17 protein-coding genes are annotated in these 22,181 nt (G+C 34.0%); 9 read left to right on the forward strand and 8 right to left on the reverse strand.

The features are described from left to right. Positions 1-14 precede the first annotated feature (14 nt). Entirely contained in the window at positions 15-1,226 is a 1,212-nt protein-coding gene (hflX, locus tag ACJJVO_RS11705) for a GTPase HflX (RefSeq protein ID WP_405574296.1), read from the reverse strand. Between the two features lie 73 nt (positions 1,227-1,299). On the opposite strand from hflX, the gene ACJJVO_RS11710 reads away from it, so the two are divergent. The 4 genes from ACJJVO_RS11710 to ACJJVO_RS11725 all read left to right on the forward strand — a co-directional run bounded on the left by ACJJVO_RS11710 (position 1,300) and on the right by ACJJVO_RS11725 (position 10,811). After that, complete coding sequence (locus tag ACJJVO_RS11710) at positions 1,300-2,250, forward strand: endonuclease (protein ID WP_405574298.1); 951 nt, start codon at positions 1,300-1,302, stop codon at positions 2,248-2,250. A gap of 226 nt (positions 2,251-2,476) precedes the next feature. Further along, on the forward strand, positions 2,477-7,939 hold the full coding sequence (locus tag ACJJVO_RS11715; protein WP_405574300.1) for a fibronectin type III domain-containing protein: 5,463 nt from the start codon (positions 2,477-2,479) through the stop codon (positions 7,937-7,939). A gap of 26 nt (positions 7,940-7,965) precedes the next feature. After that, entirely contained in the window at positions 7,966-8,877 is a 912-nt protein-coding gene (locus ACJJVO_RS11720; protein WP_405574303.1) for a type IX secretion system membrane protein PorP/SprF, read from the forward strand. A gap of 20 nt (positions 8,878-8,897) precedes the next feature. After that, positions 8,898-10,811: an OmpA family protein gene (locus ACJJVO_RS11725; RefSeq protein WP_405574305.1), complete on the forward strand. Its 1,914-nt coding sequence runs from the start codon at positions 8,898-8,900 to the stop codon at positions 10,809-10,811. A gap of 189 nt (positions 10,812-11,000) precedes the next feature. Here ACJJVO_RS11725 and ACJJVO_RS11730 read toward each other — a convergent pair whose 3' ends face one another. Both ACJJVO_RS11730 and ACJJVO_RS11735 read right to left on the reverse strand, forming a co-directional pair. Next, positions 11,001-11,468, reverse strand: coding sequence for a CYTH domain-containing protein (locus ACJJVO_RS11730; protein ID WP_405574307.1), 468 nt, complete (start codon positions 11,466-11,468; stop codon positions 11,001-11,003). An 11-nt stretch (positions 11,469-11,479) separates the two neighbouring features. Beyond that, complete coding sequence (locus ACJJVO_RS11735; RefSeq protein WP_405574310.1) at positions 11,480-12,082, reverse strand: DUF2238 domain-containing protein; 603 nt, start codon at positions 12,080-12,082, stop codon at positions 11,480-11,482. Between the two features lie 43 nt (positions 12,083-12,125). Here ACJJVO_RS11735 and dinB point away from each other — a divergent pair, with 43 nt between their 5' ends. After that, complete coding sequence (gene dinB / locus ACJJVO_RS11740) at positions 12,126-13,238, forward strand: DNA polymerase IV (RefSeq protein ID WP_405574313.1); 1,113 nt, start codon at positions 12,126-12,128, stop codon at positions 13,236-13,238. A gap of 131 nt (positions 13,239-13,369) precedes the next feature. Here the strand turns inward: dinB and pyk are convergent, their stop codons facing one another. The 5 genes from pyk to ACJJVO_RS11765 all read right to left on the reverse strand — a co-directional run bounded on the left by pyk (position 13,370) and on the right by ACJJVO_RS11765 (position 17,676). Continuing rightward, positions 13,370-14,815, reverse strand: coding sequence for a pyruvate kinase (pyk, locus tag ACJJVO_RS11745; protein ID WP_405574316.1), 1,446 nt, complete (start codon positions 14,813-14,815; stop codon positions 13,370-13,372). A 4-nt stretch (positions 14,816-14,819) separates the two neighbouring features. Beyond that, positions 14,820-15,299, reverse strand: a complete 480-nt coding sequence (locus tag ACJJVO_RS11750) for an IPExxxVDY family protein (protein WP_405574319.1) — start codon at positions 15,297-15,299, stop codon at positions 14,820-14,822. 131 nt (positions 15,300-15,430) lie between these two features. Then, entirely contained in the window at positions 15,431-16,171 is a 741-nt protein-coding gene (rnc, locus tag ACJJVO_RS11755; RefSeq protein WP_405574321.1) for a ribonuclease III, read from the reverse strand. A 7-nt stretch (positions 16,172-16,178) separates the two neighbouring features. After that, positions 16,179-17,429 (reverse strand): beta-ketoacyl-ACP synthase II, encoded by a 1,251-nt coding sequence (gene fabF / locus ACJJVO_RS11760; RefSeq protein ID WP_405574323.1) that lies wholly within the window; start codon positions 17,427-17,429, stop codon positions 16,179-16,181. A gap of 13 nt (positions 17,430-17,442) precedes the next feature. Then, positions 17,443-17,676 carry an acyl carrier protein gene (locus tag ACJJVO_RS11765; RefSeq protein WP_013869581.1) on the reverse strand — a complete coding sequence of 78 codons (234 nt, stop codon included), beginning with the start codon at positions 17,674-17,676 and terminating at the stop codon, positions 17,443-17,445. A gap of 182 nt (positions 17,677-17,858) precedes the next feature. Here ACJJVO_RS11765 and ACJJVO_RS11770 point away from each other — a divergent pair, with 182 nt between their 5' ends. The 4 genes from ACJJVO_RS11770 to ACJJVO_RS11785 all read left to right on the forward strand — a co-directional run bounded on the left by ACJJVO_RS11770 (position 17,859) and on the right by ACJJVO_RS11785 (position 22,154). Beyond that, positions 17,859-18,425, forward strand: coding sequence for a phosphoribosylglycinamide formyltransferase (locus ACJJVO_RS11770; protein ID WP_405574328.1), 567 nt, complete (start codon positions 17,859-17,861; stop codon positions 18,423-18,425). Positions 18,426-18,522: 97 nt separating this feature from the next. After that, positions 18,523-19,164, forward strand: coding sequence for a viroplasmin family protein (locus tag ACJJVO_RS11775; protein ID WP_405574331.1), 642 nt, complete (start codon positions 18,523-18,525; stop codon positions 19,162-19,164). Between the two features lie 80 nt (positions 19,165-19,244). Then, positions 19,245-20,171, forward strand: coding sequence for a PfkB family carbohydrate kinase (locus ACJJVO_RS11780; RefSeq protein WP_405574333.1), 927 nt, complete (start codon positions 19,245-19,247; stop codon positions 20,169-20,171). An 84-nt stretch (positions 20,172-20,255) separates the two neighbouring features. Then, positions 20,256-22,154: an amidophosphoribosyltransferase gene (locus tag ACJJVO_RS11785; RefSeq protein WP_405574335.1), complete on the forward strand. Its 1,899-nt coding sequence runs from the start codon at positions 20,256-20,258 to the stop codon at positions 22,152-22,154. The last annotated feature ends 27 nt before the right edge of the window (positions 22,155-22,181 follow it).

Consider the following 22,181-nt stretch of genomic DNA (forward strand, 5'->3'; position numbering starts at 1 on the left):
AAGGAATAGTTTTATTATTCTATATCTTCAACGTCTGGATAGAGGAAATGATTGTATGGGAAACGTGTTACATGGATTTCTCTGACCTCTTTATAAACGCGTTTTCTAAATTCTTCCATATTCTCTTTATTTAAAGCTGAAATAAATAAAGCGTTATCACCAACTCTAGACATCCATGTCCTTTTCCATTCTTCAATAGAGTAATTGGCAGGAGTTCTTACTTCTACTAAATCCTCTTCGTCAAAAGGTTCCGCTTCGTAAGCATCAATTTTATTAAAAACCATAATGGTTGGTTTGTCCTTACTTTCAATTTCGTCTAAAATTTGGTTAACGGAATCTATATGCTCTTCAAAATTAGAATGTGAAATATCTACCACATGAAGCAATAAATCAGCTTCCCTTACTTCATCTAAAGTACTTTTAAAAGACTCAATCAGTTGTGTTGGTAGTTTTCTAATAAACCCAACAGTGTCACTTACTAAGAATGGTAAATTGCCTATAACAACTTTTCTAACTGTAGTATCTAGTGTTGCAAATAATTTATTTTCTGCAAATACATCACTCTTACTTATCACATTCATTAAAGTAGATTTTCCAACATTGGTATAACCCACTAAAGCCACACGTACCATTTTACCACGATTACCACGTTGTACGGCTTGTTGTTTATCTATCGTTTTTATTTTAGCTTTAAGTAATGCAATTTTGTCACGTACAATACGTCTATCTGTTTCAATTTCGGTTTCACCTGGTCCACGCATTCCAATTCCACCTTTCTGCCTTTCAAGGTGTGTCCACATTCCTTTTAAACGTGGAAGTAAATACTCACATTGTGCTAATTCCACCTGTGTTCTTGCATAGCTCGTTTGTGCACGCTGTGCAAAAATGTCTAGAATAAGATTAGTTCTATCTAATATCTTACAATTTAATATCTTACTAATATTTCGTTCTTGTGCAGGAGATAATTCGTCATCAAATATCACAGTCCCAATATCATTTTCTTTAACAAAATTGGCCACATCTTCCATTTTTCCTGTACCAATAAAGGTTTTAGGATTAGGCAATGCCATTTTTTGTGTAAAGCGTTTTACCACTTCACCACCAGCTGTAAAAGTTAAAAATTCTAACTCATCTAAATATTCTATAGACTTTTCTTCATCTTGGTTTTGAGTAATTACACCAATAAGTACAACCTTCTCTAAAGTAATATCTTTTTTCTCTATCATAAATTAATTAAAGTACAAAGTTAATCAAATGGATTATTACATAGTAATATTTTAAAAACCTATATTTAATGCCATGAACAATATTTCTGAAAACTTCACAATAGCATTTTATAATATCGAAAACCTATTCGACATAAAAAATGACCCTCTTATACATGATAACGATTTTCTTCCAACTGCACCTAAGCGATGGACCCCTAAACGTTATCAAAAAAAACTATTAAAATTAGGAACAGCAATTTCTAAAATAGGTGAAGAAAACACAAAAGTGGCTCCAATAATTGTTGGTTTAGCTGAAGTGGAAAACAAAAAAGTGTTGTCTGATTTAGTAAACAGCAAAAATCTTATTGATGAAAACTACAGCTATATCCATTACGATTCTAAAGATGAAAGGGGTATTGATGTGGCATTATTGTATAAAAGTGATGTTTTTAAAGTTGATAATTCTGAAACCTTTTCTGTTTATCTTGAAAATGAATTAGGTCATCAAGATTATACAAGAGATGTTCTTTTGGTACAAGGTAAACTAAATAATGAAAACATTAATATAATTGTGAATCATTGGTCCTCTCGAAGAGAAGGAGTTAGAGAAACGGAATTTAAGCGGATAGCAGCTGCAAAAGTTGTAAATTCTGTAATAAAATCTCTAAAGAAAGACAACCCAAATACCAAGATAATTGTAATGGGTGATTTTAACGATAATCCTAATAGCGAAAGCTTATTATTAATTGAAAAGGAAAGCGAATTATTTAATCCTTTTAAAACAGTATGGTCTCGTGACACAGGAAGCTTAAATCATCATTTTCAGTGGAATTTATTTGACCAAATATTGTTCTCAACTAATTTTTTTGATTCTACTAATTCTAAATTAGTTTTTAAAGACGCTCAGGTATTTAACAGTAAGTTTCTTACACAATACGAAGGTAAGTACAAAGGCCAGCCATTTAGGACCTATGTTGGCAAAAAATATAAGGGAGGTTTCAGTGATCATTTCCCTGTTTTTATTCAATTAGAGAGTAATTGAAAAATAGCTAAACCATTTATCGATTATTACGGTAGTTAATCTATTATAACATTGTTAACATCTTGTTAATAGCCATTTTTTATATATTCGAGTTCGCAGAGTTTGAAACGTCTAACCAACGTCAACATTGCAAATTACAACACATTTTTTTACAAACACCAACAAACCACCTTATAATCAAGAGATTATAAGGGAATTAAAATAATTTTTAACAAACCAATTAATAATGAAAAAAAGTACTTTACTACTGTTTGCACTTTTCACCATGCTATGGCAGGTTGATGCACAAGTGACTATTGGAGCTGGTAATTTGCAAGCTGAGAATGCACCATTTGAGCCATTTTATGGTTATTCTTACACGCAGACCGTTTATTTAGCTTCAGAAATAAATGCGAATGGCGACATTTCTGATATTCAATGGTACTATAGTGGAACTTCAGCACTACCAAGTAGTCAAGAGTTAGTTATCTATATGGCTGAACTTCCGAGAACAGAATTCGCTTCAACTACAGACTGGGAGCCTATTGCTTCATTTACAGAAGTTTATTCAGGTGGTATTACGGTTACAGCTGGAGTAGAAGGCTGGGTAACATTAACATTAGATACTCCTTTTACCTATGCAGGTACTGGTAATTTAATTATTGCTGTTGAAGAAAATGGCGCTGGATACGATGATTCTGGAGATGATTTCTATAACTCTCAAGTTACAACAAATAGATCTATATCATACTTTAGTGATGGTACAAATCCAGATCCTACTACTCCACCAACAGCGAGTAATATAGATGATACAATAACTAATATCATTTTAGGAGGAATTACTCAGGCTTGTCCAAATCCAACAGATTTAAGTATTACTGGTATTACAGCTAATGAAGCTGTGTTCTCTTGGACAGAAGCAGGAGGATCAACTATTTGGAATGTTGAAATTGTTGAAGCAGGAGCAACACCAACAGGTACGCCAACGGCAACTAATGTATCTAACCCATATAGTGTATCTGGTTTAAACGCAATTACAGGATATGATATATATGTACAATCAGACTGTGGTGGAGAACTAAGTTCTTTTTCTGGACCTGTCTCTTTCTCAACCCTATGTGATGTTTTTGTACCAGACTATTTACAAGATTTCACGACAATCATTCCAGATTGTTGGGAAGAAGCCGATAATGGAGACCTTACAACTGGACCTATTGATTTAGGTGCTAGTGCTTGGGCTGCAGATGAATTCATTAACATTGGTGCTACTGATGGTGCCTATAAAATAAATTTGTGGGGTACTGCTAACGTAAATGATTGGATTATTTCACCTCTTTTTGATTTAACCGGTGGACCTTTTCAAGTTGAATTTGATTTTGCAATTACGGAATGGAATAGTAGTACAACTACTGAACCTTTAGATGATGATGATACTGTTCAATTATTAATGACTACAGATGGCGGAGCAACTTGGATAGAGTTATTATTATACGATAATAATTCTGTAGTACCTGTTCCTGGTATACATCCAATTGTTGATCTTACGGCTTACAGCGGACAAACTGTACAATTTGCTATTTATGCTTCTGAAGGTATTGATGCTACTTCTGGAGCAGATGTAGATGTTTTTGTAGATAATTTTCAAGTTAGAAATATACCTTCATGTAATGAACCTTCTGAAATGTCTGCTTCAAATATAGGATCAGATTCAGCAATTTTAAATTGGGTAGCTCAAGGCTCAGAAACAGAATGGACTGTTGAATATAATGGTACAGCAGATTTTACTCCAGGAAATAGTGAAGAAGAAGGTTTTAATTCTGTAACAACTACACCAACTACTACCTTAACAGGTCTTACGCCTGCAAGTACATATTATGTATACTATCAAGCCAACTGTGGAATCAACGACTCTAGTATATGGGTTGGGCCTTTCACTTTTGTTACTGAATGTGTGACGTTTGTTGCACCTTATACAGAAGGTTTTGAAAACGCTGGAGACATTCCATTATGTTGGTCTATGGATGGTGGTGAAGATTGGGAATTTGCTGATGATGGAGGTTTTGATAATATTGGTAACGGTGGTACCCTTACTGGATCTACGGCTACTAATAACTTTTTTGCTTGGGTTAATGCCTCTGGAGATGACGGTCCAAGTACATTAACTAGTCCTTTCGTTGATGTAACTGGTTTAGCGGCACCAGCACTTTCATTCTATGAAATTAGTGATAATCAAGGTGATGCTAACTCTACTCTAGTCGTAGAAGTATGGGATGGTGCAGCATGGAATACAATGGGTACTTTTAACACTAACACGGTCGGATGGGAGCTTAAAATACTAGATTTAAGCGTCTTAACAATAACAGGAGATGTACAAGCACGTTTTATATTCTCTGAAACCGTACCGGGTGATTTCACCGACGATATAGCCATTGATGATGTTACATTTGATGAGGCTCCAAGCTGTTTTGCACCTACAATGCTAACGGCAAATAATTTAAGTTTAACGTCAACAGAATTAGGTTGGACAGAAGCTGTACCACAAACCTCTTGGAACATAGAGTACGATATTGCTGGTTTTACTCAAGGTACTGGTACAATTGAAGCTGGTGTAACAACCAACCCTTACATACTCACTGGTTTAACACCAGACACAAGTTATGAGTTTTATGTACAGGCTGTTTGTGGTGCTGGAGACGAAAGTACATGGTCTGGTCCTTTTCAATTCTTTACAGGCTATTGCGAATCGATTCCAACAAATAACGATGGGGATGGTGTAACTAATGTTACTATCGATACAACAGATTTCGTAAGTTTTGGCCCAGATGAAACTTATGAAAACCATACTGCAACCATACTAAACCTTTTTCCAGCTGTAGATACTAATGTACAAATTACATTTGCTACAGGTTTCACCTATGGTACAAATATTTGGATAGATTTTAATGACAATTTAGTATTTGAAGATACGGAACTTGTATATCAAGGTGTTTCCACTAATGACAATCCAACAACTTTAGATGCCTCTTTTATTATGCCTGTTACGGCGTCTCCAGGAGAACACAGAATGAGAATAGGAACGGCTGATAGTGGACAAGCGACGCCAAACCCATGTTATAGTGGTGCTTTTGGTGTAACTTTAGATTTTACAGTAAATATTGATCCTTTACCATGTACGCTTCCAGAAGCAACTTACACACCTGTTTATGACTGTGACAACTATCAGTACTTTGTAGATGTTGATATTACTAGTATGGGTGATGCTACCTCTTTAGAAATTTCAAATAGTTTAGATGCTACAACTACACAAATAACGACAACAGGTATGTATCAATCTGGTCCTTTCGCATTTGGAACAGAAGCTGTAAATATATTTGTAGCGCATGAGCAAGAATCCATTTGTACTATTAGTAGTGGACTACTCGACCTAGTGCTATGTCCTCCATTAAATGATGTTCCATGTGATGCAAATGTTGCTGTAGTAAACGACAATATTCTCTGTGAAACTACAACATTTGGTACTATTGCAGGCGCAACGGCATCTGGTGTAGCTGATCCTTCTTGTGGTGGTGATGCAGATGATGATGTTTGGTTTCAATTTGTAGCCCAAAGTGAATATCAATTAATCGCCTTAGCCAATATCACGGGTAGTAATACAGCAGATATTAATCATTCTGTTTATGAAGGTACTTGCGACAACTTAACTGAAATATCTTGTATTAACGATTTTGCAGAATTATCTAGCGTTACTCCACAACTTATTATTGGAGAAACTTATTTTCTAAGAATCTATTCAGGTGATTCAGATAGCGAAGACACCACATTTGATATTTGTATTACACCATATATTGCACCAACAAACATTGAATGTGACTTGGCAGATAATTATTGTAGTGGTAGTGATGCTTCTGATATCCTTTATTCTTATAACACTATAGGAATTGTACCTGGAGATGGCACTATTGATTGTTTATTCACCACTCCTAACCCTACATATAGTGTTTTAGAAATTGGAACTTCTGGTGATATTTTAATCGAAATGGTACAGAACTCTGCCTTTGATTCAAATGACAACCCTATTGGAGACGAATTAGATGTAGATTTTATACTTTGGGGACCATATGGTCCAGGTGATGATTTATGTACTTTAGGTGCAGTGGTTGATTGTAGTTACTCTGCTGCACCAGTAGAAGACGTTACACTCTTAGGCGCAACACAAGGTGAAATATATTTATTATTAATTACTAATTTTGAAGCAGAAGCAGGTATTATACAAGTTAGACAAACTAACATTGGTGACGGTGGTGCTGGTAGTACAATTGCAGATATTGAAGCAGATATTTCTAGTGTAGAAGTTTTTATTGATCCTAATAATGATCCTGAAGAAACAGATGAAGTATCAGTTTGTGGTTTCGCATCAGTAACTCTCGAAACAGACTCGCCATTTGCTGATGACTTTGAGTGGTACACGATAGCTGATGATGGTACAGCAACGATTATACCAAATGAAAACAGTAGTATGCTCACTATTACAGAGACTAACAGTTACAGAGTTAGAGCATATGATACACAATGTAATGCTTTTGCAGATTCTCAAATAGTAATAGTGAATCTCTATGACGATCCAGAACCTTTGGCACCACAAACCTTAGAAAATTGTGACCAAGACTCAGATGGTTTTGCTTCATTCGATTTAGATGAATTAACAGATTCACTGGGATTAGATGGTTTCACTCTTAGGTATTTCACCGACCCTGCAGATGCAGCAAGTCAGGCTCTTAACCCAGTAACATCACCATATATTTCAGCAGGTGAAACACTTATTATCAGAATAGAAGATACCGATGCTTTCAATGATGGGTTCTTAGGATGTCGTAAATTATCTCAAGTAGAGTTAATTGTAAATACCAAACCTATTATTAATCAACCAGAACCTTTCATTGTTTGTGACGACTTAGATGGCACAGTAGATGGAATTACTGAATTTGATTTAACTTCAATAAATGACGAAGTAACTACGGAAGGAGGTATTGCGATCACTTACCATACATCGCAAGCTGATGCTGATGCAGGAGAAGCAGACGTAACAAGTACATCATATTCAAGTGATGGAGAAACAATTTATGTAAGAGCTTTAAATACAACTACAGGATGTTACGAAACTACTTCATTTAATTTAGAAATAAATATTGTGCCTTTAGCTAATTTTGATCCTTCAGTAGCTGAATATCAAGTTTGTCCTAATGCAACCGTACCAATTACAATTGACATTATACCATCAAATTTTGATGCTACAGATGTATCTGTAAGCTGGACTTTAGATGGCACGTCAATTCCAGGAAATGGTTTATCTTTAGATACAGTGTTAATTGCAGGAGATTACGAGGCAACAATTACATTTAATGAGACAGGGTGTTTTAATACTGTAAGCACTACGGTTATAGAATTAGAATCTTGTGTATTCCCAGAAGGCATATCACCAGGTGTGTCACCAGGACAGAATGACAATTTTGATTTAAGAAGTTTTAACGTTACAAAACTGGAAATATTCAATAGAAACGGTACTCTTGTTTATTCTAAAAAGAATTATAGCGACGAATGGCATGGCCAAACTAATGATGGTGATGAATTGCCAGTAGGGACTTATTTCTATACTGTTACTTACGAAGGTGGTGCAAAAACGAAAAGTGCTTGGGTGTACATAAACAAATAATCAACTAACAGAATCAACTTAATATAATGAAAAAACTCTCTATTATAGCGGTTTTGCTTCTAGCATTTCAGATGCATGGGCAACAAGACCCTCAGTACACGCAGTACATGTATAATATGAATATAGTCAATCCTGCCTATGCAGGATCAAGAGAAAATCTTTCTTTTGGACTATTATACAGAGACCAATGGTCTAAAATTGATGGTGCACCAGAAACAGGAACATTTTTTGGTCACACACCTGTTGGTAATAATATTGGACTTGGTTTATCTGTGATTGCAGATAAACTAGGACCTGTAAAAGAAACCAATGCCTATATAGATGTGTCGTATACCTTAAATCTAGGTGGAGAACATAAATTAGCCTTTGGTGTTAAAGCAGGTGCTACATTTCATGACATTGATTTAACAAATTCAAATGTCGCACTTACAGATCCAACCGATCCTTTCTTTGGAATGGGAATAAATGAAACCACACCTAATATTGGTGCAGGATTCTTTTATTATACCAATAAATACTATGTATCCTTATCGGTACCAAATATGTTATCATCAGTACATTTAGATGATGGTGATCGTAACATAGGCTCTGAAACACAACACTATTTCTTAACTGGTGGTTACGTGTTTGATTTATCTCCAAATACAGAATTAAAACCATCGGTTATGGTGAAATCTGCATTTGATGCGCCAACATCATTTGATGTTAATGTAAACGCAAGATTCTATAAGAAATTTGAAATTGGAGCGTCTTACAGATTAGATGATTCTTTTTCGGGATTAGTGAATTTTGCACTTACACCTGCTGTTAGAATTGGTTATGCTTACGATGCTATATCTTCTGGTATTAAAGCGTACTCGCCAGCATCACACGAGATCATGTTATTATTTGATCTTAATTTCCCTAAGCGTGTTTCACGTTCACCAAGATACTTTTAATCAGTTAAGCTAAAACAATTATGAAAAACTTTAAAACATTATTATTGATTACGTTGATGAGTAGCTTTTGCTTAACTGCTCAGAATAAAAATACAAAGAAGGCAGATAAACAGTTTGCTAGATTTGAATTTGTCAAAGCTGCTGAAAGCTATAACGATCTTGTAGAAGACGGAAAAGCAGATGCATATGTTTACGGACAATTAGCAGAAAGCTATTATAACATTTTTAATACTGAAGCTGCTGAGCGTTGGTATGCAAAAGCTTTAGAAACTTCAGAAAAACCAGAAATGGTTTATAAGTATTCTCAAATGCTTAAGGCCAATGGAAAATATGAGGCTTCTAATCAACAAATGGAAAAGTTTGCTTCAATGCGACCTGCAGACAATAGAGCTATTGCTTTTAGAAAAAATCCTAATTACCTCCCTAAAATTTTAGAACAAGGTAAAAAGTTTAATGTGCAAAATGCAGATTTCAACTCTACACAATCTGATTTTGGTGGTACAATGCATGATGGTAAATTATACATCACATCTGGTCGTAACGATAGCCGTAAAAATTACGGTTGGAACGATCAGCCTTATTTAGATATATATACCATTGTAAAAAACTCTGATAGCACATATCAAGAAGCAACGTTGGCTAATGATAAGATCAATACAAGATTTCACGAAGGTTTAGTATCATTTACACCTGATGGAAAAACCATGTATTTTTCTAGAGAAAGTTACTTTGAAAAAGATTATCAAAAAGATTCTTTAAGCAGTACACGTTTTAGTCAATTGTATTTGTTTAAAGCCACTAAATTAGGTGAGGATTGGGATATGGTTGAAAATTTAACCATAAACAGTCAAAACTATTCGGTTAAAAATCCATCTGTAAGTCCTGATGGTCAAACGCTTTACTTTGCCTCTAATATGCCAGGTGGTTTTGGTGACTTTGATATTTACAAAGCGGCAATAAATACCGATGGTACTTTAGGAACACCTGAAAATTTAGGTCAGAAAGTAAATACAGAAGGACAAGAAATGTTTCCTTACATCAGCAGTAACAACACGCTTTATTTCTCTTCTAATGGGCATCTAGGTTTAGGTGGTTTAGATGTTTTCTATACCAAAGACATAGACGGTAAATTAGCACCTGTTCGTAATGTTGGTATTCCTATTAACAGTAATGCAGATGATTTTGCATTTATAATGGATGAAGAAGCTGGTCAAGGTTTTGTGTCATCTAATAGAGAAGGTGGAAAAGGTAGTGATGATATTTATGAGTTTAAAAAATTACAACCGCTTTTCGATGTGTTAATTAGCGCTACAGTTTTAGATGATAAAACACGTGAGCCAATTAGTGGTGCATCTGTAACATTATTTGATGAAGAAGGTAATAAAGTCGTTTCTAAATTAACCAATGAAGATGGAATTGCAGAATTTATCGTTGAAGCTGAAAAAGATTCTGAATTAGAAGTAGTAATGGATGGGTTTGATAGTAAAAAAGTACCTGTTGAAGGGACTACTGAAGAGGAAAACAACATTCAGGTTTCTTTAGATCCTATTGAAGTGTTAATAACACCTGTTAATATTGTTTTAGCGCCAATATTCTTTGAGTTTGATCAATCTAATATCACTGCTCAAGCGGCTTTTGAATTAGATAAACTGGTTCAAATCATGACTAAATATCCTGAATTAGTGATTCATGCAACATCACATACAGATGCAAGAGGTCCAGAAGCTTATAATGCTGGTCTTTCTGAGCGTAGAGCAAAAACAACAGTGCAATACGTCATCTCTAAAGGTATTGATGAATCTCGTATCTCTGGAACGGGTAAAGGGGAATCTGAACCTAAAATAGATTGTTCAGCTGGTTGTACTAAAGAACAACATGCTGAAAATAGACGCTCTGAATTCCTTATTGTTAGCGGTGCGCCAATGACAGAGTAAGAATGGAACGGGTAAAGGGGAATCTGAACCTAAAATAGATTGTTCAGCTGGTTGTACTAAAGAACAACATGCTGAAAATAGACGCTCTGAATTCCTTATTGTTAGCGGTGCGCCAATGACAGAGTAAGAATTTATAAAATAAATAATGATAAAGCCTATTCGTTTTAAACTGGATAGGCTTTATTATTTTTACCAGTTAGTATAAGGATTTTTACTTAATTGAGAATTATAATACTTAACGTTTCCTGTCACCTCTTCACCAAGCCAATTTGGTTTGATAAATTTCTCGTTTTCGGCATTTAATTCAACTTCTGCAATAATCAAACCTGCGTTATCACCAAAAAATTCATCCACTTCAAAAATATGAATCCCATATTTTACTTCATATCGTATTTTATTAATAATACCTTTTTCACATAAATCTAAAAGACTTTCAGCTTCTTCAACAGAAATTTCTTTTTCCCACTCAAAACGAGACAATCCATTAGATGTTGATTCGCCTTTAACTGTTAAATAACCCATATCTTTTTTTAAACGTATACGTACGGTACGTTTTTTATGACTATTCAAAAAACCTTGTTTAATATTGTAGCTGTTAAAAGCTTCCGATTTAAACAATTCAGAAGTCACTAAAAATTTACGCTCTATTTCTATCATAACTCTAACAATTAGTCCTTTATTTTTTCAATTTGGCTATTATGTATTTTACTTATAAAGATAAGAGCAAAAATAGCACCAACAGTTGCATACAACATATCAGACTGTGTGTCCCAAATATAACCTTGAGTTCCTAAGAAAGCATCACCTCCATCACCTGTTACTAAAGATACTGACCATTCAATAAATTCATAAGTTACACTTATTGCCATTGCAATACATACTACAATAAAATTCAACCATTTATTACTTCTAACGACATTTTTTCGAATGAGTATTTCCCTAACAATCACAGCCGGAACAAAACCCTGAGCAAAATGCCCAACCTTATCGTAGTTATTTCTAGATTGGTTAAAAATTTCTTGAATCCAAACAAATAAAGGCACTTCTGCATACGTGTAGTGTCCACCAATTATTAAAATGGCACAATGTAAAAAAATCAAAATGTAAACCAAATTAGTAAACCTAAAACGGTTAAAGGTGATAGCTAATATCATAATACCCATTAAAGCAGGAGAAACTTCTAAAAACCACGTGAAATAGTCAAAAGGATTAATTGCAGACCAAATAAACAACAGTACTAATAAAATAAGAAGCGTATATATAAGTTTCATAATAGTACCATTTATATAACCAAAGATATTATAAATTTGTTTTGTGTTAGAGACGTTACCAATAAGAAAAATAATTCATGTGGATATGGATGCATTTTATGCTTCTGTTGCTCAAATGGACAATCCTGAACTAAAGGGTAAGCCTATTGCTGTTGGAGGTGGAGGTACAAGAGGCGTTGTAAGTGCTGCGAGTTATGAGGCGCGAAAATATGGAGTAAAAAGTGCCATGTCTGGTCGGTTAGCTATAAAATTATGTCCAGAACTTATCTTTGTAAAAACAGATTTTGAGCGCTATACTCAAATTTCTAAACGTATTCGCAAGATTTTTTTAGATTATACAGATTTGGTTGAACCCTTATCTTTAGACGAAGCGTACTTAGACGTTACAGAAAACAAAATAGGATTACCTAGTGCATCATTAATAGCAGAGCAGATTAGACAACGTATTTTTAATGAAGTTGGCTTAACAGCTTCCGCAGGCATCTCTATAAATAAATTTATAGCTAAAGTAGCCAGCGATTACAATAAACCTAACGGACAAAAAACCGTAAACCCAGAAGATGTTCTTCCATTTTTAGAAGATTTAGACATCAGAAAATTCTACGGTGTTGGTAAAGTTACTGCTGAAAAAATGTACCAAAAAGGAATTTTCACTGGTAAAGATTTAAAATCAAAATCCTTAGAATATTTAGATAAAAACTTCGGTAAATCTGGACGGTATTATTATGACGTTGTAAGAGGCATTCATTCCAGTGAAGTTAAACCCAACCGAATAAGAAAATCATTAGCCGCAGAACGTACGTTTAGCAAAAACCTCTCTTCAGAAATTTTTATGCTAGAAAAATTAGAGCATATCTCAGAAGAGGTCGCTAAACGACTTTCTAAAACTAAAATCTCTGGTAAAACCGTAACGTTAAAAATAAAATATAGTGATTTTACTTTACAAACTAGAAGTAAAACTTTACCCTATTATATATGTGATAAATCGATAATACTCGAAACTGCTAAAGATTTACTTTATCAGAACACACTAAACAATTCCGTTCGGCTTTTAGGCATTTCTATGTCTAATTTAAATACTGAAGCTCCTAAAGCAACCAAACCTCTATATCAAGAACAACAATCTGTTAGTGTTCAATTAAAATTCAACTTTTAAACTTATACTCAGTGAATCAATCATTCAAAGCCACTAATTTTGAATCTGGGCAATTCAGTATAAAAATAAAAAATGCAGTATTGTTTAATAACAGTACTGCATTTTTTAATAATAATTACTAAAATTAAGGACTAAAAACTACAACTTTCAATTTCTGTAATCCTTAATGTATTAACCATACCTTTTTCTTGAATTGGCATCGCTGCTAAACTAATTAACATATCTCCTACATCTAGGTAGCCTTTTTTACAAGCAATTGCATTTACATCTTCAATGGTTTCATCTGTAGTAACAAACTTGTCATAATAAAATGCTGTAACACCCCAAAGCAGACTCAACTGAGTTAAAATACGTCTATTAGACGTAAATACTAAGATATGGGAAGATGGTCTCCATGCCGAAATTTGAAATGCTGTATAACCACTATTAGTTAAAGTAGAAATCGCTTTTGCATTAATTTCGTTTGCCATATTAGCTGCATGATAACAAATAGCTTTTGTAATATATCGTTTAGTACGAATATGCGGTGGAGATTGAGGCACCTCAATAAGAGGAGAATCTTCAACACTTCGTATAATATTTGACATTTGACGAATCACTTGAACCGGATACTGACCTACGGACGTTTCACCAGATAACATCACCGCATCGGCTCCGTCCATCACAGAGTTTGCAACATCATTAACCTCAGCACGCGTTGGTGTTAAGCTAGTAATCATTGTTTCCATCATTTGGGTTGCAATAATTACAGGTATTCTTGCGCGTTTGGCTCTTAAAACTAATTGCTTTTGAATTAATGGCACTTCTTCTGCAGGAATCTCAACTCCTAAATCACCACGAGCTACCATTAAACCATCACAATAGGCAACAATTTTATCTATATTCTCAACAGCTTCTGGTTTTTCAATCTTAGCTATAATTGGAATTTTATGATCACTATGTTCAGAGATCAACTTTTCTAATTCCATTAAATCTTCTGCATGACGAACAAATGATAACGCTATCCAATCAACTTGTTGTCCAATAGCGAAGATAGCATCTTCAATATCCTTTTCTGTTAAAGCAGGTTGAGAAATATTAGTATTAGGTAAGTTAACTCCCTTTTTAGATTTTAAAGGACCTCCTTGTATAACTCTGGCTTTAACTTCACTTTTCTTATCTGTAGAAACTACTTCAAATATTAATTTTCCATCATCTAAAAGAATACGTTCACCTGGTTTTGCATCTTGAGGAAACTTATCATAAGTCATATAAACGCGTTCCTTTGTACCTTCGAAACGTTTACCGGTAGCAAAAATAATCTCATCACCTTCATTTACTATAACCTCACCTTTCATTGTCCCAACACGCAACTTAGGACCTTGTAAATCTCCTAAAATTGAAGCGTTATAGCCATACTCTTCATTAAGTTCTCTAATCATTTTTATACGTTCTTCAACGTCTTTATAATCTGCATGAGAGAAGTTAATTCTAAATACATTACACCCTTCTTCTAACATGGCCTTTAATACTTCTTTTGTACTAGTTGCAGGACCTAAGGTGGCTACTATTTTTGTTTTCTTATTTTTTGTTGACATCAATTTAAAATATTAAATGGTCTTTCGACTTTATTTTTAACGGATCTACCGTATAACTTGTTATAATTTGTGGAATGGTTTTTAATTTATTCAAAATAACCTTTTCATCTACATTCTGTATTTCATCTGAAATCTTAATGAAATAATCTACTTTTTTGTATTCTGATATTAAATTGAATGTTTTAAGTATTTTTTCACTTTCATTAAATAAAGTTCCTGTACTACTCAAACTATCTTGTTCCTTTTTACATACATTAGAAATTAAATTCCATAATATGTATTCTGTTTCATTATCCCATTCAAAGATACTGTATGATGATTCTAAATATTTAAAGTCTATATCCTTCTCCTTACGTTCTAACTTAAGCCCTAAATGCTTATTGAGCACATATGCTAATCTATAATCTTCTAACCTACAATGAATCGCAATTAATTTATAGGAGTCATCATAAAAATCATCTACTTGAAGTTTGTGTAAAGCCATACAATTATAACTTTGAGCGGTAAATATAGTATAATAAACGGTTAAATTCTGTAACAATACGTTAAGATTAACCTCAAAATTCTACGAAAACGTTATCGTAAAGCTCAATTAATACTTCGCAATGAATCTATTTATTGAAGATTTGTAATTTCATTCTGAAAGGCAAAAAAAGCACGTTTAGCTGCTTTTTCTTCTGCTTTCTTCTTTGAAGTTGCTCGGGCTTTTGAAACAACTTTGCCATTTAAAGTTAGTTTTACAGAAAAATGTTTTAATTCATCTTTACCTGTATCTTCATACACCTGAAAATCAAAAGTATGCTTCTCTTTTTGACACCATTCTATAAGTAAACTCTTATAGCTAATCACCTTTCCTTCTAATGCTTCAATATCTACATGTGGATTTATAACACGAGTATTTATAAATTTTTCACAATACTTATATCCTCTATCTAAATAAATGGCACCAACCAAGGCCTCAAAGAGATTACCATGAATATTGTCTCCAAAATTAGATTTCGGAATTCTACTTTCAACGAAATCGATAAGGCGTAATTCTTCACCTAACTTATTAAGATGTTCCCTACTTACTACCTTAGAGCGCATTTTTGTAAGATAACCCTCATCTCCATGTGGTACTTTTTCAAATAAATAAGCTGCGATTACAGAACCAAGTATAGCATCACCAACAAACTCAAGACGTTCATAGTTAATAGGATTTCCTTTGTTGTCCTTAATATTCATAGAACGGTGTGTAAATGCCGTAATATAAATTGATTTTGATTTTGGCTTAAACCCAAGTATTTCTTTGAGTTGTACAAAAAAATTCCCGTCTACTGGAGAGCGGGAATTTAATATGTTACGAATGAAGCTCATTCGGGATTTAATCTAATTTTTTAAATAACACACAGGCGTTGTGTCCGCCAAATCCAAATGTATTACTCATTGCGACTTTAATATCTCGTTTCTGAGCTTTATTGAGCGTTAAATTTAATTCTGGATCAATGTTTTCGTCTACCGTTTCGTGGTTGATTGTTGGTGGCACAATACCATGTTCCATTGCTAAAATTGAAGCAATAGATTCAACAGCACCAGCAGCACCCAACAAGTGTCCCGTCATTGATTTTGTAGAATTAATATTAATGTTCTTAGCATGGCTGCCAAAAACTTCAGATATAGCTTTTAACTCGGCAACATCACCTAAAGGTGTTGAAGTTCCGTGTGTATTAATATGATCTACATCTTCAGGTTTTAAACCAGCATTTTCTAAACAATTTTTCATTACCGCAACAACACCAATACCATCTGGATGTGGCGCTGTCATATGATATGCATCTGAAGATAAACCTCCACCTAAAACTTCTGCATAGATTTTAGCTCCCCTTGCTTTAGCATGCTCATACTCTTCTAAAACAATCGCACCTGCTCCTTCACCTAATACAAAACCATCTCGGTTCGCATCAAATGGTCTAGAGGCTGTTTGTGGACTATCATTTCGAGTACTCATTGCGTGCATAGCGTTAAATCCTCCCATACCAGCAATGGTAACTGCTGCTTCACTTCCTCCTGTAATAATCACGTCACAAGTTCCTAAACGAATTGTATTTAAGGCATCGATCATTGAATTTGCAGAAGAAGCACATGCAGATACTGTGGTATAATTAGGACCCATAAAACCATATTTTATAGATATGTTTCCTGGTGCTATATCAGCAATCATTTTCGGAATGAAGAATGGATTAAAACGAGGTGTTCCGTCACCAGCAGCAAAGTTTAACACTTCTTCTTGAAATGTTTCTAAACCACCAATTCCTGCGCCCCAAATCACTCCAACTCTCAATTTGTTTAACGAATCTAAATCTAGTTTTGAGTCTACAATTGCTTCATCTGAAGCCACCATTGCATACTGCGAAAACTTGTCCATTCGTTTTGCTAACTTTCTATCAATAAAGTCAGTAACTTCAAAGTTTTTTATTTCACAAGCGAACTTGGTTTTGAACTTTTCAGGGTCAAAATGTGTTACCGGAGCTGCACCACTTTTTCCACTAATAAGAGCTTCCCAATATTCATCTTTGGTATTCCCTATTGGTGTAAGTGCACCTAAACCCGTTACTACGACTCGCTTTAATTCCATAAAAATTGAGTTATTATTTTGCTGCTTCTATATAAGAAACCGCTTGACCAACTGTTGCTATGTTCTCAGCTTGATCGTCTGGTATTTGAATATCGAATTCTTTTTCGAATTCCATTATTAATTCTACAGTATCTAATGAATCCGCTCCTAAATCGTTTGTGAAGCTTGCTTCAGTTACAACTTCGTTTTCATCAACACCTAATTTATCTACGATAATCGCTTTTACTCGTGATGCAATGTCTGACATAATTTTTTAATTTTAAGTTTTAATTAGATGGCAAAAATAAAAAACTTTATTTGAATATTCATCTTTACCGATAAAATGTGTTTTTAATTTAGTAAAAATAAACAGAAGTATTTTAAGTTTTACCCTAATTGTTAATTATTATTCTTTTTTTTGTTTGAATAATTGAAGAAATATACCTGTAAATGAAACGTGTTGTAATTTTTGCGTCCGGAAGTGGCTCTAATGCTGAAAATTTAATTAAGTTTTTTCACAACAGCGATAGTGCGTCTGTTATTCAAGTACTAACTAACAATCCTCATGCCAAAGTTTTAGATCGCTGTAAAAAACTAAATGTTAGTGCCTTATCTTTCAATAGAATTGCTTTTTCTAAGTCTGAAGATGTCTTAAATATCCTAAATACATCTCAACCAGATCTTATTGTATTAGCCGGCTTCCTTTGGAAGTTTCCAGAATTCATACTAAAAGCATATCCTAATAAGGTGATAAATATACATCCTGCATTATTACCAAAATATGGCGGCAAAGGTATGTATGGGATGAATGTTCATAACGCTGTAGTAGAGAATAAAGAAACAGAAACTGGCATCACTATACATTATGTGAACGAAAATTATGACGAAGGAGCCATTATTTTTCAAGAAAAATGTAGTGTTTTACCTACAGATTCAGCAGAAGATGTGGCAAAAAAGATTCATTTGTTGGAGATGGAGCATTTTCCAAAGGTGGCTGAGAAAATATTAAATCAATAATTTAGATGTCATGCTGAGCTTGTCGAAGGATTTTTTCTAGATTCTTCATTTCATTCAGAGCGACAAAAAGAGATTCCCGCTTTCACGGGAAGTGAACATGAGTAAAAAGAAAAAAAAATATTATACCGTTTGGCAAGGCCATAAAAAAGGAGTCTTTAATACATGGAATGCCTGTAAGGCCCAAATTAAAGATTACCAAGGCGCACAATACAAATCTTTCCCAACGCTTGATGAAGCCCAAAAAGCATTAGAAGGAAATTATTTTGATTATATAGGGAAAAACAAAACGTCTTCAAGTGGACTTTCCGATGCAGAACTAAAAAAAATAGGACTACCCAATTACAATTCCATATCAGTAGATGCAGCTTCAAGCGGAAATCCAGGCATTATGGAATATAGAGGAGTGGATACAAAAACAAAAAAGCAACTTTTCATTCAAGGGCCTTTTGAACAAGGCACTAATAATATTGGCGAATTTTTAGCTTTGGTTCATGGTTTAGCATTTTTAAAACAACACAATAGCGACCGTATAATGTATACAGATTCTAGAACAGCTATGAGTTGGGTTCGAAAAAAGACATGTAATTCTAAACTAAAACGTAGTGCCAAAAATAAACCAGTTTATGATTTGGTAGATCGCGCTGTTGAATGGTTAAAGACTAATGAATATTCTACCACCATAGTAAAATGGGAGACTAAGGCTTGGGGAGAAATTCCTGCTGATTTTGGAAGGAAATAAACCCAATTAGTATTGTGTTAAATGGTGTTTCACAAAGAATATATTTTACGTAAATTTGCATCATAATTCAAAAATCTTTTATGAGTAAATTAGTAATTGTTGGTACTGTAGCCTTTGATGCTATTGAAACACCTTTCGGTAAAACTGATAAAATTCTTGGCGGTGCAGCAACATACATTGGCTTATCAGCTTCAAATTTTAAAGTAGATTCTGCTGCTGTTTCTGTTGTGGGCGGTGATTTTCCGGAAGAATATTTAGATCTTTTAAAAAACAGAAACGTAAATATTGAAGGTATAGAAATTGTAAAAGATGGTAAAACTTTCTTTTGGAGTGGTAAATATCATAATGATATGAACTCACGGGATACGTTAGCTACAGAGCTAAACGTATTAGAGCATTTTAATCCAATTGTTCCTGAAAACTATAAAGACTCAGAAGTTGTAATGCTAGGAAATTTACATCCTATGGTACAACAAGGTGTATTAGACCAAATGACTAAGAAGCCTAAGTTGGCGATTTTAGACACTATGAATTTCTGGATGGATATAGCTCTAGATGATTTACTTTCTGTAATTAAAAACGTAGATGTTATAACAATTAATGATGAAGAAGCTAGACAATTAACTGGAGAGTATTCTTTAGTTGTTGCAGCGAGAAAGATTCATGAAATGGGTCCAAAATATGTAGTCATTAAAAAAGGAGAACATGGAGCGTTATTATTTCATAACGAAAATGTGTTCTATGCTCCTGCCCTTCCTTTAGAAGAAGTCTTTGACCCTACAGGTGCTGGAGATACTTTTGCTGGTGGCTTTGCTGGCTATCTAGCTAAAACAGGAGATTTCTCTTTTGAGAACATGAAAACAGCCGTCATCTATGGCTCTACTCTAGCCTCATTTTGCGTAGAAAAATTTGGTACAGAGCGCATGCAAAACTTAACGGATAAAGAAATCTATAAACGATTAGACCAATTTAAAAATCTAACACAATTTGATATCGAATTAAATTAAAAACAACGCGCTCTAAATTGAGTGCGTTTTTTTTTACCTATACCTCATTTAAACTTATAAAATAACTCTAGCAGAAAACAAAACATGAGCGATGCTTTAAAACATGAATGCGGAATTGCACTCATTAGACTTTTAAAACCTTTAGAATACTACAAAGAAAAATATGGTAGTGCTTTTTATGGTGTAAATAAAATGTATTTAATGATGGAAAAACAGCACAACCGCGGACAAGATGGTGCTGGTTTTGCAAGTATTAAATTAGACGTTAAACCTGGAGAACGTTATATAAGTCGCGTTCGATCTATTGCGCAACAGCCCATACAAGATATTTTTGCTCAAATTAATGAACGCATTAATGAAGAGTTAACTAATAACCCACAATATCAAGATAATGTGGCTTTACAAAAAAAGAACATCCCTTATATAGGAGAGGTTTTATTGGGTCATGTTCGTTATGGTACTTTTGGAAAAAACAGCGTAGAAAGTGTTCATCCTTTTTTAAGACAAAACAATTGGATGCACAGAAATCTTATTGTAGCTGGTAATTTTAACATGACTAATGTTAACGAGCTATTTGATAATTTAATTGAAATTGGTCAGCACCCAAAAGAAAAAGCAGATACCATTACAGTAATGGAAAAAATTGGTCATTTCTTAGATGATGCTGTTTCAAAAATCTATAAAGACCTTAAAAAAGAAGGCTACAATAAAAATGAATGCTCTCCTTTAATTGCAGAGCGTCTTAAGGTTGGGAAAATTTTAAAACATGCTGCAAAAAATTGGGATGGTGGTTATGCCATGGCAGGTTTATTAGGCCATGGAGATTCTTTTGTTTTAAGAGATCCTGCAGGCATTAGACCAGCTTATTATTATAAAGATGATGAAATTGTGGTGGTTGCCTCAGAGCGTCCTGTAATTCAAACTGTATTTAATGTTCCTTTTGAATCCGTAAAAGAATTAGACCCAGGACATGCCATCATTACTAAAAAATCTGGACAAACAAAAATTAAAAAAATATTAGAACCATTAGAACGAAAAGCATGTTCTTTTGAACGTGTTTATTTTTCTCGTGGAAGTGATGCTGAAATTTATCAAGAACGAAAAATGCTTGGCCGATTGTTAATGCCAAAAGTTCTTGAGGCCATTAACAATGACACCAAAAATAGTGTGTTTTCTTACATACCTAATACGGCAGAAACATCGTTTTATGGAATGATTGAAACTGTTGAAGATCACCTCAACAAAAAGAAAACAGAATCCATATTAAATGGTAATGGTCAATTATCCGCAGAAAAGGTCACAGAAATCTTATCCGAACGACCAAGAATTGAAAAAATCGCTATTAAAGATGTTAAACTAAGAACCTTTATCACTGAGGATAGTAGTAGAGATGATTTAGTGGCACATGTCTACGATGTTACTTATGGTGTTATAAAACCAACGGATAACTTAGTAATAATTGATGATAGTATTGTTAGAGGCACTACGCTTAAAAAGAGTATCATTAAAATGATGGACCGCTTAAACCCTAAGAAAATTGTTGTGGTTTCTTCTGCTCCTCAAATTCGCTACATTGATTGCTACGGTATAGATATGGCAAACTTAGAAACATTAATTGCTTTCAAAGCGGCTCTAGAATTACTAAAAGATAATAATCAATACCATATTGTAGAGGAAGTCTATAATAAATGTATAGAACAAGTTAACATGAAAGATAAAAATGTCGTTAACTACGTTAAAAAAATCTACGATAATTTTACAGACGAACAAATTTCGGATAAAATATCAGAATTACTAGGAGGTGAAGATATTAAGGCAGAGGTTAAAATTATTTTTCAACCCGTATCTAACTTACACAAAGCGTGTCCTAAAAACCTAGGAGACTGGTACTTTACTGGTAATTATCCTACGGTTGGAGGTAATAGAGTTGTAAATAGAGCATTCATTAATTTTTACGAAGGTAACAAGCAACGTGCGTACTAAACAATTCTAAAACAGCCTTTTATCCGA

It is taken from the genome of Winogradskyella sp. Asnod2-B02-A (assembly GCF_045063645.1).
Classification (GTDB): domain Bacteria; phylum Bacteroidota; class Bacteroidia; order Flavobacteriales; family Flavobacteriaceae; genus Winogradskyella.